The sequence below is a fragment of the Rhizobium sp. 'Codium 1' genome, from assembly GCF_020889605.1.
GTDB classification, from domain to species: Bacteria; Pseudomonadota; Alphaproteobacteria; order Rhizobiales; family Rhizobiaceae; genus Allorhizobium; species Allorhizobium algae.
In genome coordinates this window covers 435,764-458,198 of record NZ_JAJGPW010000001.1, presented here as the reverse complement: position 1 = coordinate 458,198, position 22,435 = coordinate 435,764, and the positions used below count along the sequence as shown (strand labels likewise).

24 protein-coding genes are annotated in these 22,435 nt (G+C 60.6%); all 24 read left to right on the top strand.

Annotated elements, in window-relative coordinates; all coding sequences use genetic code 11:
* Positions 1 to 10: 10 nt before the first annotated feature.
* Complete coding sequence (gene fliI, locus LJE98_RS02210; RefSeq protein WP_229573090.1) at positions 11 to 1,402, top strand: flagellar protein export ATPase FliI; 1,392 nt, start codon at positions 11 to 13, stop codon at positions 1,400 to 1,402.
* A 2-nt stretch (positions 1,403 to 1,404) separates the two neighbouring features.
* On the top strand, positions 1,405 to 1,977 hold the full coding sequence (locus tag LJE98_RS02205) for a flagellar protein (protein WP_229573089.1): 573 nt from the start codon (positions 1,405 to 1,407) through the stop codon (positions 1,975 to 1,977).
* Between the two features lie 75 nt (positions 1,978 to 2,052).
* The gene (gene flgB, locus LJE98_RS02200; protein ID WP_229573088.1) at positions 2,053 to 2,448 is read left to right on the top strand and encodes a flagellar basal body rod protein FlgB; all 396 of its coding nucleotides are present in this window, start codon (positions 2,053 to 2,055) and stop codon (positions 2,446 to 2,448) included.
* Positions 2,448 to 2,870, top strand: a complete 423-nt coding sequence (flgC, locus tag LJE98_RS02195; RefSeq protein ID WP_229573087.1) for a flagellar basal body rod protein FlgC — start codon at positions 2,448 to 2,450, stop codon at positions 2,868 to 2,870. Before flgB ends, flgC begins: the two co-directional genes overlap by 1 nt.
* Entirely contained in the window at positions 2,867 to 3,205 is a 339-nt protein-coding gene (locus LJE98_RS02190; protein ID WP_229573086.1) for a flagellar hook-basal body complex protein FliE, read from the top strand. The genes flgC and LJE98_RS02190 overlap by 4 nt, the downstream gene beginning before the upstream one ends.
* A gap of 15 nt (positions 3,206 to 3,220) precedes the next feature.
* Entirely contained in the window at positions 3,221 to 4,009 is a 789-nt protein-coding gene (flgG, locus tag LJE98_RS02185) for a flagellar basal-body rod protein FlgG (RefSeq protein WP_112240329.1), read from the top strand.
* Between the two features lie 17 nt (positions 4,010 to 4,026).
* The gene (flgA, locus tag LJE98_RS02180; RefSeq protein WP_229573085.1) at positions 4,027 to 4,503 is read left to right on the top strand and encodes a flagellar basal body P-ring formation chaperone FlgA; all 477 of its coding nucleotides are present in this window, start codon (positions 4,027 to 4,029) and stop codon (positions 4,501 to 4,503) included.
* Positions 4,500 to 5,621: a flagellar basal body P-ring protein FlgI gene (locus LJE98_RS02175; RefSeq protein ID WP_420710080.1), complete on the top strand. Its 1,122-nt coding sequence runs from the start codon at positions 4,500 to 4,502 to the stop codon at positions 5,619 to 5,621. The genes flgA and LJE98_RS02175 overlap by 4 nt, the downstream gene beginning before the upstream one ends.
* Entirely contained in the window at positions 5,621 to 6,154 is a 534-nt protein-coding gene (locus LJE98_RS02170; protein WP_370660372.1) for a MotE family protein, read from the top strand. The genes LJE98_RS02175 and LJE98_RS02170 overlap by 1 nt, the downstream gene beginning before the upstream one ends.
* Positions 6,151 to 6,870 (top strand): flagellar basal body L-ring protein FlgH, encoded by a 720-nt coding sequence (flgH, locus tag LJE98_RS02165; protein WP_229573083.1) that lies wholly within the window; start codon positions 6,151 to 6,153, stop codon positions 6,868 to 6,870. The genes LJE98_RS02170 and flgH overlap by 4 nt, the downstream gene beginning before the upstream one ends.
* Before the next feature lie 20 nt (positions 6,871 to 6,890).
* Positions 6,891 to 7,406: a flagellar basal body-associated FliL family protein gene (locus tag LJE98_RS02160; protein ID WP_229573082.1), complete on the top strand. Its 516-nt coding sequence runs from the start codon at positions 6,891 to 6,893 to the stop codon at positions 7,404 to 7,406.
* Positions 7,403 to 8,140 carry a flagellar type III secretion system pore protein FliP gene (gene fliP / locus LJE98_RS02155; RefSeq protein ID WP_229573081.1) on the top strand — a complete coding sequence of 246 codons (738 nt, stop codon included), beginning with the start codon at positions 7,403 to 7,405 and terminating at the stop codon, positions 8,138 to 8,140. The genes LJE98_RS02160 and fliP overlap by 4 nt, the downstream gene beginning before the upstream one ends.
* A gap of 237 nt (positions 8,141 to 8,377) precedes the next feature.
* Entirely contained in the window at positions 8,378 to 9,298 is a 921-nt protein-coding gene (locus LJE98_RS02150; protein WP_229573080.1) for a flagellin, read from the top strand.
* A 402-nt stretch (positions 9,299 to 9,700) separates the two neighbouring features.
* Positions 9,701 to 10,696, top strand: a complete 996-nt coding sequence (locus tag LJE98_RS02145) for a flagellin (protein WP_229573079.1) — start codon at positions 9,701 to 9,703, stop codon at positions 10,694 to 10,696.
* A gap of 222 nt (positions 10,697 to 10,918) precedes the next feature.
* Positions 10,919 to 11,917: a flagellin gene (locus LJE98_RS02140; protein ID WP_229573078.1), complete on the top strand. Its 999-nt coding sequence runs from the start codon at positions 10,919 to 10,921 to the stop codon at positions 11,915 to 11,917.
* 305 nt (positions 11,918 to 12,222) lie between these two features.
* On the top strand, positions 12,223 to 13,182 hold the full coding sequence (locus LJE98_RS02135; protein WP_229573077.1) for a flagellin: 960 nt from the start codon (positions 12,223 to 12,225) through the stop codon (positions 13,180 to 13,182).
* Between the two features lie 264 nt (positions 13,183 to 13,446).
* Positions 13,447 to 14,094: a GTPase gene (locus LJE98_RS02130; protein ID WP_229573076.1), complete on the top strand. Its 648-nt coding sequence runs from the start codon at positions 13,447 to 13,449 to the stop codon at positions 14,092 to 14,094.
* A complete protein-coding gene (locus LJE98_RS02125) occupies positions 14,091 to 15,446 on the top strand; it encodes a MotB family protein (protein ID WP_229573075.1) in 1,356 nt (451 codons plus the stop codon). Before LJE98_RS02130 ends, LJE98_RS02125 begins: the two co-directional genes overlap by 4 nt.
* 3 nt (positions 15,447 to 15,449) lie before the next feature.
* Entirely contained in the window at positions 15,450 to 16,766 is a 1,317-nt protein-coding gene (motC, locus tag LJE98_RS02120) for a chemotaxis protein MotC (protein WP_229573074.1), read from the top strand.
* Complete coding sequence (locus LJE98_RS02115; RefSeq protein WP_229573073.1) at positions 16,763 to 18,148, top strand: flagellar hook-length control protein FliK; 1,386 nt, start codon at positions 16,763 to 16,765, stop codon at positions 18,146 to 18,148. Before motC ends, LJE98_RS02115 begins: the two co-directional genes overlap by 4 nt.
* Positions 18,072 to 18,653, top strand: a complete 582-nt coding sequence (locus LJE98_RS02110; RefSeq protein WP_229573072.1) for a transglycosylase SLT domain-containing protein — start codon at positions 18,072 to 18,074, stop codon at positions 18,651 to 18,653. The genes LJE98_RS02115 and LJE98_RS02110 overlap by 77 nt, the downstream gene beginning before the upstream one ends.
* A 280-nt stretch (positions 18,654 to 18,933) precedes the next feature.
* Positions 18,934 to 19,605, top strand: a complete 672-nt coding sequence (rem, locus tag LJE98_RS02105) for a transcriptional activator Rem (protein ID WP_229573071.1) — start codon at positions 18,934 to 18,936, stop codon at positions 19,603 to 19,605.
* A 142-nt stretch (positions 19,606 to 19,747) separates the two neighbouring features.
* Positions 19,748 to 20,953 carry a flagellar hook protein FlgE gene (locus LJE98_RS02100; protein WP_229573070.1) on the top strand — a complete coding sequence of 402 codons (1,206 nt, stop codon included), beginning with the start codon at positions 19,748 to 19,750 and terminating at the stop codon, positions 20,951 to 20,953.
* Positions 20,954 to 20,974: 21 nt separating this feature from the next.
* On the top strand, positions 20,975 to 22,429 hold the full coding sequence (gene flgK, locus LJE98_RS02095) for a flagellar hook-associated protein FlgK (protein WP_229573069.1): 1,455 nt from the start codon (positions 20,975 to 20,977) through the stop codon (positions 22,427 to 22,429).
* Positions 22,430 to 22,435: the final 6 nt, after the last annotated feature.

The following is a 22,435-nucleotide window of genomic DNA, read 5'->3' as shown; positions in this document are numbered from 1 at the left end:
TCGGAACATCATGACTGCGCCGACAACCGACGAATTTCAACTGTCCCAGAAGCTCGGACAACTGGCGGCCCTGGCGCAGCGTTATTCCCGACCGGCCAATTCCGTCACCCAGGGCGGGCATGTGCGCACAATCGCAGCCGGGCACTATACGGTCACAGGCCTTTCCCGGCATGTGCGCCTCGGTGAGTTCGTCGCCCACCGGTCTTCGACCGGCATTCATCTGGGTGAGGTCGTCCGCGTCGAACCGGATGTTTGCTATGTCTGCCCCATCGAACCCGGCGAGCCGATCGGTATCCACGATGTCGTGATCCGCAAGGGCGCATTCCGCGTGGCACCAGATGACAGCTGGTGCGGACGAACGATCAATGCTCTGGGCGATCCGATCGACAATGGACCGGCTTTGGCGCCGGGACCTGAGCGGCGGCCGATTTCCACGACCGCGCCACCATCCATGACGCGCAGCCGCGTCGAGACCGGCTTCAAGACAGGCGTTCGCGCCATCGACATCTTCTCGCCCCTTTGCCTCGGCCAGCGCCTGGGCATTTTTGCGGGTTCCGGCGTCGGCAAGTCCACGCTCCTCTCTATGCTCGCCCGTGCCGATGCCTTCGACAAGGTCGTCATCGCTCTCGTTGGCGAACGCGGCCGTGAAGTGCGCGAATTCATCGAGGACACGCTCGGCGACAACATGGCCAAATCGATCGCCGTGGTCGCCACGAGCGATGAGAGCCCGATGCTGCGCAAGATGGCGCCGCTCACTGCAATCACCATCGCCGAGCATTTCCGCGACAAGGGCCAGAACGTGCTCTTTATCGTCGACAGCGTCACCCGTTTCGCCCATGCGATCCGCGAAGTCGCGACGGCGGCCGGTGAGCCGCCGATTGCCCGTGGTTATCCGGCCTCCGTCTTCACCGAGCTGCCGCGCCTGCTTGAGCGCGCCGGACCGGGCGCCGAAGGGGCAGGCACGATTACGGCCATCATTTCCATCCTGGTCGATGGCGACAATCACAACGATCCGATCGCCGACTCGACACGCGGCATTCTCGACGGGCACATCGTCCTTGATCGCGCGCTGGCCGACGAAGGCCGCTACCCGCCGATCAATCCCTTGACCTCGATTTCCCGTCTCGCCCGCAAGGCCTGGACGTCGGAACAGGAGAAGCTGGTATCGCGCCTCAAGGCGCTGATCCACCGTTTCGAGGAAACCCGCGACCTCCGCCTCATCGGCGGCTACCGAAACGGCTCCGATCCCGATCTCGACATGGCGATCAAGCAGGTGCCGGTCATCTACGACATTCTGAAGCAGACACCCGGCGAAAAGCCGGCGCTCGATGCCTATGCCGATCTGGCAAACGCCCTCAAGGCGGCCGCAAGTGGCGGGCAGGGTATGAGACAAAGGGGCTGACCATGACCGATTTCGATGCTGACGAGCCCGTGGCGCCGATCCGGCCGGCTTTTGCCCGTCGGCGCATCCCCACCATCGACCGGGTGCTGGCCGTGACCGGCATCGCGCTCGCTTGTGGCGCCGCCTTCTTCCCCTGGTATGTCTTCTTCAATGAAGAAAAGTTCGGGGTTCGGGTTGCCGACTGGGAGCGGACCCGCGACCTGCCCGAAGGTCCGGGCCGCAATGTGTTCAGCGTCTCGCCCCTTGCGCTCGTCGACCGTGACGACGAAGACGGTGAAGCCAAATCCGAGGTCGAGACCCAGGTTGACCAGATCGTCACTGCCACCGTGCCGACCCTGGGCCGAGAAGAGCCGATGGGTCTTGACGCCGGAGCATCCCAGCCCTTTCCGGGCAAGAGCGGGTTCCGCCTGCTGCATGTCGCGAACGGCCGCGCACTGATCGAGGACAAGGCCGGCATGTATCTCGTCCGTGTCGGCTCCATCCTGCCGGACAACAGCCGTGTCGCGACCCTCGAACAGCGCGACGGCAAGTGGGTCATCGTCACCTCCGCCGGCGAGGTCGTGCAAAACAATTGAAGAAGTGTGGGGCGGGCAAGTCCCACGCAAGATTAGTGCCCTAGGCTCCGATCAGTAATAGACGGAGTGATGTGAATGAATCCCATCCAGTTGTTCGAGCTGGCCTCCCGACAGGCGGAATGGCTTTCGGTACGCCAGCAGGTCGTGGCGACCAACATCGCCAATGTCAACACGCCGAAATTCGCGGCCAAGGATATCACGCCCTTCAGCGCGGTTCTGGACAAGACCGGCATGGTGCAGGGCATGGCCGTGACTCAGCCGGGCCACATGGCATCCAACGATTTCTCCAGCCGCAACATCGCCGTCGAGGACGAGGATCTCAACAACGAGATCGGGATCCAGGAATCCGGCAACACCGTCGCATTGTCGGACGAGTTGAGAAAAACGGGCGAAATCAAGCGCAACCATGAACTCAACACTTCGCTGATGTCCTCCTTCCATCGCATGATGCTAATGACGGTGAAACGCTGATGACTGATCCATTGCTGGCAAGTCTGAAGGTTGCGGGAAGCGGGCTCGAGGCCCAGTCGACACGCCTTCGTATCGTCTCGGAAAACATTGCGAACGCCCGCACGACCGGCGACACGCCTGGTGCCGATCCCTATCGCCGCAAGACGATCACCTTCGGGGCAGAGCTTGACCGCGCGAGCGGCGCCCAGACTGTCGAGGTCAAGAAACTCGGCGTCGACTTCGCTGACTTCATCGAGGAATACGACCCGGGCAACCCGGCTGCGGACGAGCGCGGCATCGTCAAGATGCCGAACGTCAACATCCTCATCGAGATGGCTGACATGCGCGAATCCAACCGCTCCTATGAAGCGAATCTGCAGACCATCAAGCAGACACGCGACATGATTTCCCAGACCATAGCGCTGCTGAAGGCCTCACAATGATCGAATCCATCACCAAGACCAGCTCTCTTTCCGGCATGAACGGCCTGGATTCGCTTTCGAGCTCCTTTTCGACCAAGGGCCTGACTGCAGAGGGCACGACTCCCGGCACGTCCACCGGCGAGACCTTTCTGTCGGCGCTCAACAACATGGCGGCGCAGGCCGCAGGCGATCTGAAGCAGGCAGAGCAGACCTCGTTCGACGGCCTGATGGGCAAGGCGAACACTCGCGAAGTGGTCGATGCGGTCATGCAGGCCGAACAGTCACTCCAGACGGCAATCGCCTTCCGCGACAAGCTCGTCAACGCCTATCTCGACATCACGAAAATGCAGATCTAGCAGGGGTACCAAACTATGAGAGCGCTCGCCATCGCAGCCACGGGTATGGACGCCCAGCAGACCAACCTCGAAGTCATCGCGAACAATATCGCCAACATCAACACGACCGGCTTCAAGCGGGCGCGTGCTGAGTTCTCCGACCTTCTCTATCAGACGGAGCGCGCCCAGGGCGTGCCGAACCGCGCCAATCAGGCCATCGTGCCGGAAGGTGCCAATATCGGCCTCGGTGTCCAGACGGCCGCTGTCCGCAACATCCATACCCAGGGCCAGCTGACCCAGACCGGTAACGAACTCGATCTCTCCCTGATCGGTCGCGGCTGGTTCCAGATCGAAAGCCCGGATGGCGCGACCCTCTACAGCCGCTCGGGTGCCTTCAACATGAATGCGGAAGGCCAGCTCGTCACCATCGACGGCTACCTCGTCACGCCGCAGATCACCATCCCGCAGGATGCGAGCGAAGTCGTCATCAGCCGGACCGGTCAGGTACAGGCCCGCATCGGCAACGATGCGGACTACACCGACCTCGGGCAGCTGACGATCGCCAACTTCGTCAACGAAGCCGGCCTGAAGCCGCTCGGTGACAACCTCTTTGCCGAGACCGCCGCTTCGGGTGCCGCCATTGTCGGCGCGCCGGAAGATCCGGGCTTCGGCTACATCAAGCAGTCCTACCTGGAAGCCTCGAACGTCGATTCGGTGAAGGAGATCACGGACATGATCTCCGCTCAGCGCGCCTACGAGATGAATTCCAAGGTCATCACCACTGCCGACGAGATGGCTCAGATCGTCAGCAAGAACCTCAAGTAAGACAACTGGAGGCAAACATGAGGTTTCGCCAGAAAATCGGACATGCCCTGCGGGCGGCGGCAATCGCCGCCGCAACCTTTGGCTTCACCGCTGGCTTTGCGTTGGCGCAAAACACGGCTGTGATCCCCAAGCAGGTGATCTATCCGGGCGAAACCATTTCCTCCGAACAGCTCGACGTTGTTGCCGTGACCAATCCGAACCTGGCGGGCGGCTATGCCCGTGTTCGCGAGGAAGTGGTCGGCATGGTCGCAAAGCGCACCTTGCTCCCCGGGCGAACCATCCCGGTGCATGGCCTGCGGGAAGCGTTTGCGGTGAAGCGCGGCAGCAGTGTCCGCCTGACCTTTGCAATCGGCTCCATGCTCATCAGCGCGAGTGGAACGCCCCTGACCGATGCCTCCGTCGGCCAGGTCGTCAAGGTCCGTAATATCGATTCCGGTTCGATCGTCTCTGGCACGGTCATGGCCGATGGTACCGTACAGGTGATGGCAAAATGAGACTGAACGCACCCATGCGGATCGCATTCTGTGCGCTGGCGCTGGTCCTGGCTCCCTTCGAGCCGGCGCTCAGTGCCAATTCGCGCATCAAGGACATCGCCTCTCTCCAGTCCGGCCGCGACAATCAGCTGATCGGCTATGGCCTCGTGGTCGGCTTGCAGGGAAGTGGCGACAGCCTGCGCTCCTCACCCTTCACCGACCAGTCCATGCGCGCCATGCTGCAGAACTTGGGGATCTCGACCCAGGGCGGCCAGTCGAATGCCAAGAACGTCGCCGCAGTCATGGTGACCGCCAATCTGCCGCCCTTCGCGAGCCCTGGCAGCCGTATCGACGTGACAGTCAGTTCGCTGGGCGACGCCACATCCTTGCGCGGCGGCACGCTTGTCATGACCTCTCTCACCGGTGCTGACGGCCAGATCTACGCCGTCGCCCAGGGCTCGGTCGTGGTCTCCGGATTCAACGCCCAGGGTGATGCCGCCTCCGTTCAGGAGGGGATCACCACCTCGGGGCGCGTTCCGACGGGTGCGATCATCGAGCGCGAACTGCCGTCCAAATTCAAGGACAGCGTCAATCTCGTGCTGCAGCTGCGCAATGCCGATTTTACCACCTCCCTGCGCGTCGCCGACACCATCAACGCCTATGCTGCCGCAAATTACGGGGCACCAATCGCCGAAGCGCGCGACAGCCAGGAAATCGTGATCCAGAAGCCGCGTACTGCCGATCTCGCACGCCTGATGGCGGATATCGAGAATCTGGTGGTCGCAACGGATTCGCCGGCCCGCGTCGTCATCAACGAACGGACCGGCACCATCGTCATCGGTGCAGATGTCCGCGTCTCGCGCGTTGCGGTGAGCTACGGGACCCTGACGGTCCAGGTGCAGGAGAGCCCGCAGGTCATCCAGCCGGAGCCATTCTCGCGCGGCGAGACGGCGATACAGCCGCAGACCGACATCGCGGTGCAAAAGGAAGGCGACAAGATCGCCATCGTCGATGGCCCTGATCTCAGAACACTCGTCAGCGGCCTCAACAGCATCGGCGTCAAGCCGGATGGCATCATTGCGATCCTGCAGGGCATCAAGTCCGCCGGTGCGCTTCAAGCGGAGCTTGTCCTGCAATGATGAAGTCCGGCCACACCCGTTTAGTCCGCACAGCATTGCGCAACGCCGCCGTCGTGCTCGCCATAGCCACACTGCCGTCTTTCGTGCAGACGGCCGTCGGCCAGCAACAGCCGCTGGAAAGCGCCACCGAAGCCGAAATCCGCCAGTTCTGCACCGGAATCGCCGATGCCGCTCGTGACCAGCGCTATCTGTTGCAGAAGCAGGAGCTGGAAAAGCTGCAGGCGGATGTCGATAGCCGGATCGCGATCCTCGAGCAGCGCCGCGTCGAATACGAGGACTGGCTGGGGCGCCGGAACGAATTCATGAAGCAGGCCGAAGGCCAGCTCGTCGAGATCTACAAGAAGATGGCACCGGATGCGGCCGCCCCGCAGCTGGAGGAGACGAACGTCATTCTGGCTGCCGCCATCATCATGAAACTGCCGCCGCGTCAGTCGAGCCTGATCCTGACCGAGATGAGCCCGGAGAAGGCGGCGAAAGTCGCCTCGATCATGTCGAGCGCCGGCGACCCCAATACTTCGAAGGACCCGTCATGATGAAGCGCTATCCGGCTCTGCTGGCCGTTCTCCTCCTCTCTGGTTGCCAGAGCCAGACCATCAAGGAAATCGGCAACGCGCCTTCCATGAGCCCGATCGGGTCCGGTCTGCGCTACAGCCAGACGCCGCAAATGGCCATGTATCCGAAGCAGCAGGCCCAGACGGCCAGCGGCTATTCGCTTTGGAGCGACAGCCAGTCTGCGCTGTTCAAGGATGCCCGCGCGCTCAACGTCGGGGATATTCTCACGGTCAATATCGAGATCAACGACCGGGCCTCCTTCAGCAACGAGACCGATCGCAGCCGCGACAACAACACCGGACTTACCTGGGGCGCGAACATCACGAACTTCCTCGGCTTCTCGACCGACACAGGAACGACCGGTGACCTTTCCACCGATTCGACCACCAGTTCGTCAGGCAAGGGCTCGACCGAGCGTTCGGAAAAGCTGAACCTGCTCGTCGCAGCCGTCGTGACCGGTGTGCTCGAAAATGGCAATCTGCTGATCAGCGGTTCCCAGGAAGTGCGCGTCAACCACGAACTGCGCATCCTCAACGTCGCCGGTATCGTCCGTCCGCAGGATGTCGATGCCGAGAACGAGATCTCCTATGATCGCATCGCCGAAGCGCGCATCTCCTATGGTGGCCGTGGCCGTCTGACCGAGGTGCAGCAGCCGCCGATCGGCCAGCAGGTCGTCGACATCTACTCACCCTTCTGACCGGGCCCGGGGGAAAGCAAATGGAAGATCCTCAGGAAGGCGAAGGCAAGAAGAAGTCCGGGCTGATGGCACTTGTCATTCCCCTCGTCGTACTGACTGCGGTCGGTGGCGGTGGCGGCTGGGTCATCGGCAACATGCTGGCCCCCCAGGTGAAGCAGGCCGATGAAGCGGCAAAGGCCGCCGAAGCGGCGGCTGGCGAGCAAGGCGAGGCGAAAAAGGACGAGGAGGGGCTTCCGCCAATCTCCACCGAGGCCAACGGCGTGGTCGCGCTCGAGCCGATCACCACCAACCTTGCCTACCCCTCGGAAAACTGGATTCGTCTTGAGGTCGCGCTGATGTTCAACGGCGCGCCGGACGTCAAGATCGCCGAGGACGTGCATCAGGACATCATGGCTTACCTGCGCACAGTGTCGCTGCAGCAGGTCGAAGGTCCACGAGGCTTTCAATATCTCAAGGATGACGTTCAGGAGCGAGTTGACCTGCGCTCCGAAGGCCGCGTATCCAAGGTGATGTTCAGAACGCTCGTGATCGAATGATTCGGTTTCTCATCTTCGTCGCTATCATGATGATGGCGCCGGAACTGGCTGTGGCCCAGCAGTTCCCGACGGATATCTTCAACACCCCGATCGATGGATCGGTGGCGGCGTGGATCATTCGTACATTCGGTCTGCTCACGGTGCTGTCGGTCGCACCTGGCATCCTGATCATGGTGACGAGCTTTCCGCGTTTCCTGATCGCGTTCTCGATCCTGCGTTCCGGCATGGGACTCGCGTCCACCCCCTCCAACATGATCCTGACCAGTATGGCGCTCTTCATGACCTTCTATGTCATGGCGCCCACCATGGACCGGTCCTGGCGTGACGGCGTCCAGCCGCTTCTCAGCAACCAGATCACGGAAGCCCAGGCCGTCGCCCTGATCGCCGAGCCCTTCCGCACATTCATGACGGCAAACACGCGCGACAAGGATCTCGCGCTCTTCGTCGATATCGCCAATGAGCGCGGTCAGGCGACGATCGTCGATGGCCAGGTCGATTACCGCGTGCTGATCCCGGCCTTCATGCTGTCGGAAATCCGCCGCGGCTTCGAGATCGGTTTCCTGATCATCCTGCCCTTCCTGGTGATCGATATGGTGGTCGCCACGATCACCATGGCTATGGGTATGATGATGCTCCCGCCCACATCGATCTCTCTGCCGTTCAAGATCCTGTTCTTCGTCCTGATCGACGGCTGGAACCTGCTGGTCGGCAGCCTCGTCCGGTCATTTGCTTAACGGCCGGGACGTTTCTTCCGCACCCATTATCCCCTTCTTTACCATGGGTTTGTTCAACCCCGGAGTCTCCCCCTCCGGTTAAGGTGTTGGCAAGGAATGACTGCGAGTTTGGTTCTCGCACGACGGGTCTGGTAGCAACGAAAAATACCAAAAAGGCATGACGCCGAACGTTCGTGACCGGTAAGTTTTTAGTCCGGTATGTCCCCAATTGTATCTCGTTTTAAGGGACAAAATAACATGGCCAGCATTCTGACCAACTCCAGCGCAATGTCTGCGCTTTCCACCCTGCGCTCCATCGCTTCCAGCATGGAATCCACGCAGAATTCCATCTCGACCGGCATGAAGGTTTCCAAGGCTTCTGACAACGCTGCCTACTGGTCGATCTCGACCGGCATGCGTTCGGACAACATGGCTCTTGGCGCCGTTACCGACGCTCTCGGCGTTGGCGCAGCCAAGGTCGACACGGCCTATGCCGGTATGGAATCGGCCATCGACGTGGTCAAGGAAATCAAGGCAAAGGTTGTCGCCGCCAACGAAGAAGGCGTCGACAAGGGCAAGATCCAGGAAGAAATCACTCAGCTCATCGATCAGCTGAAGTCCATCGGCTCCAGCTCGTCGTTCAACGGTGAAAACTGGCTCGTATCCACGGCCAACGCCACGAAAACCGTCGTGTCTGGCTTCGTTCGCGATGCCGATGGCAACGTCAGCGTCAAGAAGACTGACTATGACCTTGACGCCACCTCGATGCTGTACACGGAAGCGACGGCGGGAACGATCGATGCCGACTCCGGCATTCTGAACAAGGTCGGTGCCACCGTGACCGTCGGCGCCACGACTTACACCCAGATCTCTGTTCTCGATCTCGACGTTGAGACCGATGACCTTGGTGACGCCCTCTACTCTGTCGACCTGGCACTCGAAAGCATGACGAGCGCCGGCGCAAAGCTCGGTTCCTTGTCTTCGCGTATCGACCTCCAGACAGACTTCTCCGCGAAGCTGTCTGACGCCATCGAAAAGGGCGTTGGTCGTCTGGTGGACGCTGACATGAACGAAGAGTCGACCCGCCTCAAGGCCCTGCAGACCCAGCAGCAGCTGGCAATCCAGGCACTCTCGATCGCCAACAGCGACTCGCAGAACATCCTGTCGCTCTTCCGCTAAGAGCTGGAACAAGTCGGTCCGCAAGGACCGGCTAGACTATCCCGACGCCAATATGCCTTGGTGGCTGACCAGAGGTGCGCGAAGGGAAAGCTTCAATTTCCGGAGGCTGATCCGGACACGAGGCAAGGCAAAGGCCGCATTCGGAAACGAATACGGCCTTTCCGTTTTGTTAAACAAAATCTGCTACGCGCGCGCACGCGCGAAGGTTGCAAATATTTTCAAAAAATGTCCGGTTCCCGATTTCGTTTAGGCCTTCATTAACCTTGATAGTTTTATCTAGGCCTATCGAAACGGCGAGCTAACTCATACAATTCAGCCAGTTAGCAGGCATGATGCTGTGCGCCGTTACCGGTTAGACCGGAATGTCCCTTCTCAGTCAGCCATTCAAGGGGCACTACTACTATGACGAGCATTCTTACCAATGTCGCCGCCATGTCGGCACTCCAGACTCTGCGCACGATCGGCAGCAGCATGGAAGACACCCAGGCCCGCGTATCGTCCGGTCTCCGCGTCGGCGAAGCCTCCGACAACGCTGCCTATTGGTCGATCGCCACCACGATGAAATCCGACAACATGGCGCTGTCCGCCGTGTCTGACGCCCTCGGCCTCGGCGCCTCCAAGATCGATACCGCCTATGCCGGTATGGAATCCGCCATCGACGTCGTAAAGGAAATCAAGGCCAAGCTGGTCACCGCCACCGAAGAAGGCGTCGACAAGGCGAAGGTCCAGGAAGAAATCACGCAGCTGCAGGGTCAGCTGAAGTCCATCGCCGACTCCGCATCCTTCAGCGGTGAAAACTGGATCGCTGGCGGTACCGATACATCGACCGGTTCTGTCGACGTGACTGTCGTATCCGGTTTCGTCCGCGACGCCAGCAACAACGTCGCCGTCAAGACCACGTCTTACACGCTCGACGCAACGACGGCCGGCAGCATGACTCTCCTGTTCGGCGGTGACGCGGCCGGTGCAATCGACACCGCGACCGGTATCCTCGGCGCGACGGGTGCAGACTACACGACCACCGACTTCGACTCGACCGTCGGCGGTGTTGACGCTGCAGCGACTGCCGTAGCTGGCATGTCTGTCTACACGCTGGACATCAATGGTTTCGACGGCGCAGCCATGGCTGAAGCCCTGACGCTCGTTGATGCGGCCCTGGCCTTCATGACCAGCGCTGGTGCCGACCTCGGCTCGATCTCGATGCGCATCGACCTGCAGGAAGACTTCGTCAACAAGCTGTCGGACTCGCTCGACTCGGGCGTAGGCCGTCTGGTTGACGCGGACATGAATGAAGAGTCCACCCGCCTCAAGGCACTGCAGACCCAGCAGCAGCTGGCTGTCCAGTCGCTGTCGATCGCCAACTCTTCTTCGGAAGTCATCCTCTCGCTCTTCCGTTAAGACTGAAGAGATCCAGCATCGAAGCCGCCCTCCGGGGCGGCTTTTTGCGTCTTAACAGATTTTTCAGATCCGCTTAACCATCCGTTAACCATACGCCCGTTAGAAGGGATCATGTAACGATGAGTTAACCAAGACGAAGAACTGGTTAAGGGCATTAGGCCGCGTCATCGTTCCCGGAGAGACCGGGATGTCCCCAAATCTAGCCATTTAAGGGACACGACCGTGACCAGCATTTTGACGAACAACGCAGCGATGGCTGCACTCCAGACCCTCCGTTCCATCGACTCGAAGATGCAGGACACGCAAGCGCGTGTATCCTCCGGTCTGCGTGTCGGCGGAGCCTCCGACAACGCCGCCTACTGGTCGATTGCGACCACCATGCGCTCCGACAACATGGCGCTCTCTGCCGTGCAGGACGCACTCGGCCTCGGCGCCGCCAAGATCGATACCGCTTATGCCGCCATGGAAAGCGCAATCGAAGTTGTCAAGGAAATCAAGGCGAAAGTCGTCGCCGCCACCGAAGAAGGCGTCGACAAGAACAAGATCCAGGAAGAAATCGACCAGCTGCAGGAACAGCTGCGCTCCATCTCTGAATCGGCAAGCTTCAGCGGTCAGAACTGGGTCGCAACCGGCGCAGATACCGCGACTGCCCCCATCGACGTGACCGTTGTCTCGGGCTTCATCCGCGACTCGAGCGGCAATGTGTCGGTTTCCACGACGCTCTATTCCCTCGATGCAACGACAGCCGACGGCATGACTGTCTTGTTCGGCGGTGATGTAAACGGCCTGATCGACTACAACTCCGGTATTCTCGGCAGCATCTCTGACACCTTCGACGCCTTCGTCGACTGGGACAATGATGGGGCCACAGGTGCCGCAGCAGCGGAAATCGCCGGTGTCTCCATCGACCAGCTTGATATCACCGGCCTGACGACTGCCGGTATGCAGGAAGCCCTCTCGCTCGTCGAATATGGCCTGCAGCAGATGACCAGTGCTGCAGCGGCTCTTGGTTCGATCTCCATGCGCATCGGCATGCAGGAAGACTTTGTCGCAGCCCTCACCGACTCGATCGACAGTGGCGTCGGCCGCCTCGTCGACGCAGACATGAACGAGGAATCGACCCGCCTCAAGGCGCTGCAGACCCAGCAGCAGCTGGCCATCCAGTCGCTCTCGATCGCCAACTCCTCTTCCGAAAGCATTCTGACACTCTTCCGTCAGTAAGCGGCGCTCTGGCTAGGGGCGACTTCGTCCCGCCCTGACAGTGTCGGATGCCATCGGTGTGAATCCGCGCCTCGCAAGAGGCGCGGATTTTCGTTTGGGCCTTGCGCGAAACTTTTGCGAATTTCGTTTCGACTACAAAAGAGAAGTCGATACCTTGCCATGGCCTCGGTCTCTTTGTTAACTGCCGCTGTTAACGATTTGTTAACAGTGACGGGGATCGCGCAAAGGCGCGTTCTGCATGATGCCCTCCCGTTTTCCCGGCGAACCGCCGGATGCGCAGTCCTGAACGCTTAGGGGCACCAAGCATGACCAGTATTATGACCAATGCGGCCGCCATGGCGGCGCTGCAGACGCTTCGTTCGATCGACAACAACCTCGAGACGACCCAGCGACGCGTTTCCTCGGGTTACCGGGTCGAAACGGCAGCCGACAATGCCGGCTATTGGTCCATTGCCACCACGATGCGCTCCGACAATGCGGCGCTCTCGACCGTTTCCGACGCGCTCGGCCTCGGTGCGGCAACCGTCGATACCGCCTATACGGCGCTCGACAATGTCGTTGACGTGATGTCCACGATCAAGGCGAAGCTGGTTGCAGCCAGCGAACCGGGCGTCGACAAGAACAAGATCAACGAGGAAATGACGCAGCTGAAAAATCAGCTGATCTCGGCCGCGCAGTCTGCCTCCTTCTCCGGCGAGAACTGGCTATACAACACCAATGCTGCGCCCCTTGGCACCAAGCAGGTTGTCTCGTCCTTCGTCCGTGGCGCAGATGGCAGCGTGCAGGTCACGACGCTGGACTTCGATACGGCCGAATCCGTCCTGATCGACATTCAGGACCCGTCGCAGGGCTTCCTCACCAAGGCGATCGATGCCGACGTCCTGCGCAACACCGGGACCGGCGTCCGCGATTATTACCTCCTCGACATGGGCGCAGCCCCTGCCGGCACTGAAATCGCGATCGACACCAATACCGACACCGAAACGCTCGCCGACATGATTTCTGTCGTAGATAACGTCATCCAGCAGCTGACCGATGCCGCCGCTACCCTCGGCGCGATCACCAGCCGCATCGAGATGCAGGACAACTTCGTCTCGAACCTCATGGACGTGATCGACAAGGGCATCGGCCGTCTTGTTGATGCCGACATGAACGAGGAATCGACACGCCTGAAGGCGCTGCAGACCCAGCAGCAGCTCGGCATCCAGGCTCTTTCGATCGCCAACAGCAGCGCCGAAAAGCTCCTGACGCTCTTCCAGCGGTAAAGCGTGAAACGCCGGATGTGAGGACATCCGGCGTCTTCGTGCCGGTTTAGCGCGGGTCGCGCACAACACCTTCATCTTCGCGCAAGTTTGAGCCCCTAGCTTGGTGGAGAGCACGAGGCACCACTGCGTCGATCCGTGCCGAATGAGCTTCGACCGATCCTGGAAGATGAAAGAACGCGTACGGGACATGCTGATGTTTGATCTTCTTCTCGTGCAATGCCGCATTCGCGGGTCCCGAACTGTCGCCGATGGAGGCGATTGCTGATGAGCATGCGTCTGGCCAGCTACCTCAAGGACTTTTCCACCGCGACAGTGCCACCGGCACCATCGGCGCCGACTTTCGACATGCCGTCAGTGGATGCGTTCGACATGGACTTTCCGGCCCTTCCGGAGCCTGAGCCGCTGGATGCAGAGGCCATCCGACGCGAAGCCTATGCCGAGGGGCACGAAGCGGGCGAAAAGGCAGCGGCAGACCGTTTGGAAGTGGACCGACAGGCCACGGAGATCGCCCATGCCCAGGCCCTTGCCGAACGTGATCAGAAGCTGCGCGACGAATTTGCCGAGATCCTCGCGACAAAACTGCCCGATGTGATCCAGAAACTGTCGCTTGCCGTCAGTGAGCAGGCGGCGATTGCGCTTGCGCCTGTGATCGGTGAGGCGCTCGCCGACAAGGCTGTGAAGGATCTCGCCGCGCTTCTGCAGGCCGCGATTGCCGCTGGCGAGGCGGGCAAGATCGAAGTGAAGGGGCCGCGCCTCCTGTTCGAAAAACTCCAGGCGGACATGCCCGAACATACGAGCTTGCTTCGCTATACGGAGGATGAAGATCTCGACCTGACGGCCGAGTTCGGTGAGGCCGCTCTCGTGACCCGCATTTCTGCATTTACGGCGAGCCTGAAGAAAGTTCTGGCATGAGTGAAGAAAACCACCATCACGGCAAGAACGAGATCATCATCGTCAAGCGTCACAAGGGTGACCACGATGGCGCCCACGGCGGCGCCTGGAAGATCGCCTATGCCGACTTCATGACCGCGATGATGGCCTTCTTCCTCGTCATGTGGCTGGTCAATGCCGCCAATGAGGAAACCAAGGCCTCGGTCGCAAGTTACTTCAACCCCATCAAGCTCTCGGATGAAAAGCCCACGGAAAAGGGGCTGGAAAAGCCGGTTGAGACCAGTGAGGGTGAAGAGAAGAAAGAGCGCTCGCAGGTAGACGAAGACGAGGACAAGGTTGGCTCGGCTGCGGCGACCGGTGACGACCAGACCGCATCCTCGGGCGATGAGGCCAACTATTCCGAGGCTGACTTCTTCGAAAACCCCTATTCGGTTCTGGCGGAAATCGCCCAGGAAGTAGGCCAGCAGGCCAATGTAAGCGCTAAGGGGGAGGGTGGTGCCGCCGATTCCGGTCCCTCGACCGGCGCTCAGGGCGGGGAAGCCTATCGCGATCCTTTTGATCCGGACTTCTGGACCCAGCAGGTGCAGACCGCCAATGGTCCGCCGGGCGAGCCGACCGATGCCCAGACACCGGCGGAACAGGCCCAAACCGCTGCGCCTCAGATTGCCGATCCTGTCGATCCTGCCGAGCCGTCCACCGAGCCGGATCAGCAGATCGCACTGGTCGTTCCGGGTCAGAAGCCGCAGATCGAGACTACGCCCGCTGAGGCGCTGACGGATGAAAAGCCGGCTGAAAACCAGGCTGACAAGAGCGATGTCGGCAAGGCCGATCAATCCGGTGAGGACACACAGGACAAGCCCGAAATCGTCGAGATGGACCCGACGACCGACGAGCAGCTCAAGGTGCAGCTCGCCGCCGCGGATGAGCTCAAGGCACAGATCGAACAGGCGATCGGCGGCGGCGCCGGCAAGCTCGCCGAAGGTCTCCTCGTCACGCCGGCCGAAGGCGGGCTTCTGGTGACGATCAGCGATCAGAGCGATGCTGCCATGTTCAATGTCGGCTCTGCCGTCCCGCGCCGCGAGCTGGTGCTCGCCATGGAGCGGCTCGGCAAGATACTGGAGGAGAAGTCCGGCCGGATTGTCATTCGCGGACATACTGACGGTCGACAGTTCAAGGGCACCGAGAACGACAACTGGCGTCTCTCCATGGCGCGGGCCCATAGCGCCTACTACATGCTGGTGCGCGGCGGGCTGAGCGAAGGTCGCGTCGAGCAGGTCTCCGGCTTTGCTGACCGGCGCCTGCAGGTGCCGGACGATCCGCTGGCCGATTCCAACCGCCGCATCGAGATCCTCATCGAAGCAGAGCAGGGATAACCTATGGCGATCCGGCGCTTGTCCCTCCGCCTGCTGCTTTCCGGCCTGACCGTTCTCGCGGTCGGATCGCTTGGCCATGCGCAGACGGTAGATGACACGCTCGAGCCCTATCGGATGCTGCGCTCGCTGCAATTCGTCCAGGACACGGTCGTCCGGGGAGATCATTCGGCAGCCGAGATGCAGCGCTTCATGCTCGGCACGATCGACGACCGGCTGCGCACGGCGGATTCCAAGGTCTATCAGGATCCGCGCAATGTGGATGCTGCCCTCATCTATGCCATGAGCGGCGGCAACCCGGCGACACTCGAATATCTCGTCGCACGCGACATCGACGGCAATTTCGACAACCGCGTGAGCGACGCGCTTCGCAAGTATCTGAGTGGCAAGGGCACACTGATCGCCAAGAGCCTCGGAGACATCGCAAGCGAGTACAAGAACGCCAAGATCGGTCCCTATCTCGCGCTTGTGGCTGGCAACGTCACCTTGACCAAGGATCCTGCAGCCGCGTTGAAATTCTACGACTGGGCACGGCTGACGGCGCCGGGCACCATTGTCGAAGAGGCGGCCCTGCGACGTTCCCTTGCGGTCGCTGTCGATGCCAAGATCGTCGGCAAGGCCTCGCTCTACGCCAACGGTTATGCGCGCCGCTTTCTCTATTCTCCTTATGCCAGCCAGTTCGCGGATCTTTTTGTACGCTTCGTCGTGGAACACTACGAGGTCTTGAAGCCGCAGGATATCGAGGCGACCCTCGGATACATGGATGTCGACCGGCGTCGGGAAGTCTATCTGCGCGTCGCGCGCGAAGCAGCCATCGCCGGCCGCAAGGAACTGGCGACGATGGCCTCCGACCAAGCCAGGCTGCTTTCGGGCAGCGAGGAAGGGGCAGACGCGCTCGCCAATCTGTACGGGAGCCTGGTGGGAGTACCGACGGAGAACGTCGACGACGCCATGGCTGTCTTGATGCAGATCCCGGAAGAGGCGCTCTCGCCACGTGACCGGGCCTTGCGCCAGGCGGCCGAGACCGTGGCAAAGCAGGTGCTGCGCAAGCCGCAACCGAGCCCGCCAGTACAACCGACACCGCTCATTGAGCAAGGTGAAAGCCAGGCTGCGGACGCTGATCCGGATCTCCAGGATCCCTTCGCCCAGCCATCGGAAACGACACCGTTGCCCGTATCTGCGCAGGCCGAGCCCGCCGCAGCCCAAACGACTGTTCCGTCTGGCGAGCGGGCGAATATCGACCCGGAACTGCGTACCTTTGTCGACTCGGGTCGATCCAAGCTCGACGCCATTGACGATCTTCTCAAGAAAGAAGGCCCATGACCATGATGGACGCACTCTCAGCCCCCAGATTACCGGACAGTGCCGCATCGACAGGTCACGCCCGCAGCGACAAAGCTGAAGATGGCGGCAGTTTCTCCAAGGTCCTGTCGAGTTCAGGCGAAAAGGATCGCGGTGCGCGCGACAAGGAGACCGCCGCCGACGAGCCGTCCGAGGTTGAGGTCACGGATGCCGCGAAGGCCAAGGCCAAGCGCCCGCTGGTCGACATCGGCAATACACTCGCAACCGAACTCGAGGGGCTGCCCGACGATATCTCGGTGGATGAACTGGCCCGGCTCCTGGCAGCGGTGCGAGCCAAGGGCAAGGATAAGAACGGTGATGCACCCTCGATCGAGATCGAGGGGCTCGATCCGAAGCTGAAGGCAGAGCTTGCCAAAGTCGTGGCGGCGGTCCGTGACAAGAAGGTTTCTGAGGGCGAGCAGACAACGGCAGATCCCGGGTCGGCCGACGACGTCCAGGCTGATACGCAGACCCCCGATCTCATCGACCTGCTCAAGTTGCTGGCCGGCGGTGACGCTGTGAAGTCGGGTCTTGATGACGTCAAGGCGACGAGCGAGAAGACCGACAAGGACGACCCGAAGCTGAAGATGGCGGATGCTTTGCTCATTCATGCTGTTGCCGGTGACCAGGCGGACGCGTCCGACTCGGAAGGCGGACGGTCCGACGGCGAGCGGGATTTCCGCTTCGTCAGGGCGGACGGCAAGGGGCAGCCCCTCCTGCTGCGCGGTGAGGGCAAAAACGGTCCCGAACAGTCCGAGCAAAAGGCGGTCGAGACGGTCAACGTCATCGACAGCCGCCGCTACATTGCCCCGGTTTCGACCACCAATGCAGCGTCGATCACCGCAGCCATGATCGGTGATGGCGAATGGGTTTCGGCCATGTCGCCGGGGTCGGAGCTTGCCAATGCTGCAGCGCAGTCCAGTCAGGGCAAGGTCGTGCACACGCTCAAACTCCAGATGACACCGATCGAGCTCGGCAGCGTCACGGCGACCCTGCGCCTCTCGGGCGAGGAGCTCAGCGTGCAATTGACGGTCGACAACCCGGCGGCCCTGCGCCAGCTGACCAATGACCAGACCGACATCCTCAAGGCGCTGCGCGCACAGGGGCTCGTTGTGGATCAGGTCCAGGTGAACATGCAGGTCGCCTCGACCGATCGCAGCGCCGACAGCGGCCAGAACGCCTCCCAGGGCCAGCAATCCGGCCAGCAGGCCCCCCAGCCGGGAAACCAGGGTGGAAGTGAACGGCAGCAGCGTGGCGAAACCGCAGGAAACGGAGCGAGGGCAGCAGATGAGCGCGTGGTTCAAGCGAAGGATACCGCAGCTTCCGACGCTGGCGGTTCTCGCGCTGGTCAGCTTTATCTCTGAGGCTGAAGCCAGCCGCGGTGCCTGTGAAGGTGCCATCAGCGCTGCAGCGGCCAAATATGGTATCCCTGAAGGCATCCTCTACTCGGTCGGTCTGACGGAGACCGGGCGCAAGGGGAGCCTGCAGCCCTATGCTATGAACGTTGAGGGTAAGGCGCACTATTTCGATGGCCTGGAAGATGCCTTGCAAGCCTTCCAGAGCGCCAGGCAAGGTGGGGCGGTTCTGATCGATGTGGGTTGCATGCAGATCAACCAGCACTTCCACGGGGAGCATTTCACCAGCGTCGAAGCCATGTTCGATCCGCGGCGCAATGTGGAATATGCCGCCCGCTTCCTCAGCGATCTGCATGGTCGTCACGAGACCTGGACGATGGCAGTCGCGCGCTACCATGCGGGGCCGAACAATGACCCCGCGCAAAAGCGCTATGTCTGTCGCGTGATTGCCAATCTCGTCGCCACGGGCTACGGAAACTGGACACCTAATGCGCGACAATTTTGCGGTGAATAACAATCCCTGATTGATTGACAGCCTTGATTGTGCCGATTTGCCAAATGTGGCAACACTGCGATGAACAAGGCGCTGGCAAGACCTTGTGCGAAGCTTGCGTTAACTTTTCCACCGGAATTTTGTGCCAGATCCAGCCAGTGGATACTATATCTAGTTCAAATCGGCACCGAATGGTTAATCAATCGTTAATTACTATGGTTAAGTTCTCCTAGTTGTTCATGAATCCCCCGATTCGTACCCATGGTGCATCGAAACACCACACTGATTCGGAGGCGGCTGAATGATCGTCGTGGTAGATGAGCGTGAGCTCGTGAAAGACGGATACACATCACTATTTGGGCGCGAGGGAATTCCCTCGACCGGATTCGACCCTCGCGAGTTCGGCGAATGGGTCAATACGGCGGCAGACAGCGACATCGCTGCCGTCGAAGCATTCCTGCTTGGCCAGGGCGAGCATACCCTGGAATTGCCGAGGGCGATCCGTGACCGGACGCAGGCGCCGGTGATCGCTGTAAGCGATCAACCTTCCCTCGAGGCCACTCTGGCACTGTTCGACTGCGGCGTCGACGATGTCGTGCGCAAGCCTGTTCATCCGCGGGAGATCCTGGCGCGTGCCGCCGCGATCCGTCGTCGTCTGCGGGCTATCACCAACTTCACCGAAATCGGACCGATCAAGGTGTTTTCCGACGGTCGCGATCCCGAGATCGCTGGCGGTCCCTTCCCGCTGCCGCGCCGCGAGCGCCGCATCCTGGAATATTTGGTCTCCAACCGCGGTCGTCGCGTTTCAAAGACCCAGATCTTCAACGCGATCTATGGCATTTTCGATGAGGAAGTCGAAGAAAACGTCGTTGAAAGCCACATCTCCAAGCTGCGCAAGAAGCTGCGCAAGAAGCTCGGTTTCGATCCCGTCGATTCCAAACGCTTCCTCGGCTACTGCATCGACTGGAGCTGATTTCGACACCGCGGCCGCCCTTGTGCGGCCGTAGTTTTTTCGGCGTGACGCGGCGGAAAAACAGCGGGGCTTTCCAGCCAGACAGCTTCACGCAAGGCCCACCTCATACTCTCCCCATTGACTACAAAACGAGGATTTTGACATGAGCCTTTACGGAACCATGCGAACGGGTGTCTCCGGCATGAATGCCCAGTCGAACCGGCTGAGCACTGTCGCTGACAACATCGCCAATTCCAGCACCGTCGGCTACAAGAAGGCCTCGGTGCAATTTTCGTCCATGATTCTGCCGGCCACGAACGGCGCCTACAATTCTGGCGGTGTCGAGACGGATGTCCGTTACTCGATCTCGAGCCAGGGCACCTTCAGCTACACCACCTCGACGACTGACCTCGCGATCAACGGCGACGGCTTCTTCATCGTCAAGGGTGACGACGGTACCCCTTACATGACCCGCGCTGGCTCCTTCGTCCTGCAAGAGGATGGTACGCTGAAGAATACGGCGGGCTATACGCTTCAGGGATACGAGTACGATTCGACTGCCGATCCGACCATCGTCGTCAACGGCTTCGATGGCCTTGAGCCAGTGGACCTTTCGGGCTCCGGCATCTCTGCTGTCGCATCGACCACGGGCGCCCTGAACGTCAATCTGCCGAATTCGCTGGCTGTTGGCGAGCAAAAGACCACGTCCTTGAAGGTCTATGACAGCCAGGGGACGAGCCGACTCATCACGTTTACCTATGAAAAGCTGGCCGACAACCAGTGGGAAGTGTCCGCTGTAGAAGCTGATGGCGGAACCACGGTCGTAACGCCGACCCTGCTTGAGTTCGACACCAATGGTAACCTGATCAATCCGGTTCCGGAGCAGCTCGATATCCTGACCTACAACATTGCTGGCGCCACGGTAGAGAACATCACCCTCGACATCGGCAATACGACCCAGCTCGCCTCCGACTTCTCGGTCGAAGAAGGCGAAGTCAACGGTAACGCCGCTTCGAAGGTCAAAGGCTACGAGATCGACGACAAGGGCATTGTCTCGATCGCATACGAGAACGGCGACCTGGTGCCGAAGTTCCGCGTTGCTCTCGCAAGCGTCCAGAGCCCGGACAACCTCAATCCGGTGGCCGGCAACATGTACACCCAGTCGAACGATTCGGGTGTCGTCATCCTCGGCTACGCCGGGTCGAGCGGCTTCGGTACAATCCTGTCCGGTGCCCTCGAAGACTCCAACGTGGACGTCGCTGAAGAGCTTACGGCCATGATCGAGTCACAGCGGAATTACACCGCAAACTCCAAGGTTTTCCAGACGGGCTCCGAGTTGATGGAAGTCCTGGTCAACCTGAAGAGATAATCGAAAGAGTGGGTTAGTCCTATGTCGCTTGCATCGTCGCTCAATACGGCCAACTCGATTTTCCGGAATACGGCTCAGCAGACCTCCGTGATTTCGACGAACATCGCCAACACCGGCAACGAAAACTATGTTCGCCGTGATGCAGTGGTGGTGCAGACCGTTTACGGTTTCTCGAGTGTACAGAACGAGCGGTCGCAGCAGATGGCCCTGTTGCGGCAGATGTCATCCTCGACTGCGCAGCAAAGTGCGCAGTCGACGCTGCTCGACGGACTGACCACGCTTTCCGATGCGCTCGGCGGCAATGACTACGAACTGTCGCCGTCGGCCTATCTCGCCAACCTTCAGAGTAGCCTTCAGTCCTTTGCTGCATCGCCGGGCGAATACGCACTTGCCTCGACGGTCGTGACGGACGCGATCGATGTGGTGAACTCGCTCAACAACGCAACCACCACGACGCAGGAGCTCCGTGAAGACACGGATGCGCAGATGTTCGAGCAGGTGGATACGCTGAACAAGCTGCTCGCCGAGTTCAAGATCGTCAACGACACGGTCGTCAGGCAAACAGCCACCGGCGGCAATGCCGACGACTATCTCGATCGGCGTGACACGCTCCTCAAGGAGATCTCCGCGATCGTCGGTGTCTCCGTGAACATGCGCGACAACAGCGACATGGTCCTCTACACCTATGATGGCACGACGCTGTTCGAAACCGATCCGCGCGAAGTCAGCTTCGTGCGCACCTATACCTACGATTCCACCGTCACCGGCAATGCGATCTACATCGACGGTACGGCAGTGCGGGCGGGTGTCGGCGGAAACACGGATGGCCAGGGGTCGCTGGCCTCGCTGGTCCAGATCCGCGATGTGATTGCTCCCACGTTCCAGACCCAGCTTGATGAAATTGCGCGTGGCCTGATCGAAGCCTTCCAGGAAACCGATATTGGTGGCGGTGGTGAACTGCCCGGCCTGTTCACCTGGCCGGGTGGCACGATCCCGGCAACGGGCACGGTCGAGCCTGGTCTCGCCGCCCTCATTCGCGTCAATACGGCGGTACGCTCCGATGCCGGCGGTGATCCGATGCTGATCCGCGACGGTGGCATCAACGGGGCCACCTATGTCCAGAACGTGGATGGCTCGTCCGGTTACACCGACCTCATCAACGCCTATGTGGACGAGCTGGCGGCCAACCGCAGCTTCTCCGCCGATGCGGACCTGAAGACCGACGCAAGCGTCCTGTCCTTTGCCAGCAACTCGATCGGCTGGCTCGAAGAGCTGCGATCGAATGCCACGACGGCCAACGAAAACAAGCAGGCGCTTTATGAGCGGACCTTCCAGACCTACTCTTCGAAGACGGCCGTCAGCCTCGACGAAGAACTCTCGCTGCTGCTCGATGTAGAGCAGTCCTACAAGGCCGCGGCCAAGCTCGTCTCCACTGTCGACGAGATGCTCAAGGCCGTTCTCGAAATGGCGGGGTAATCCCTG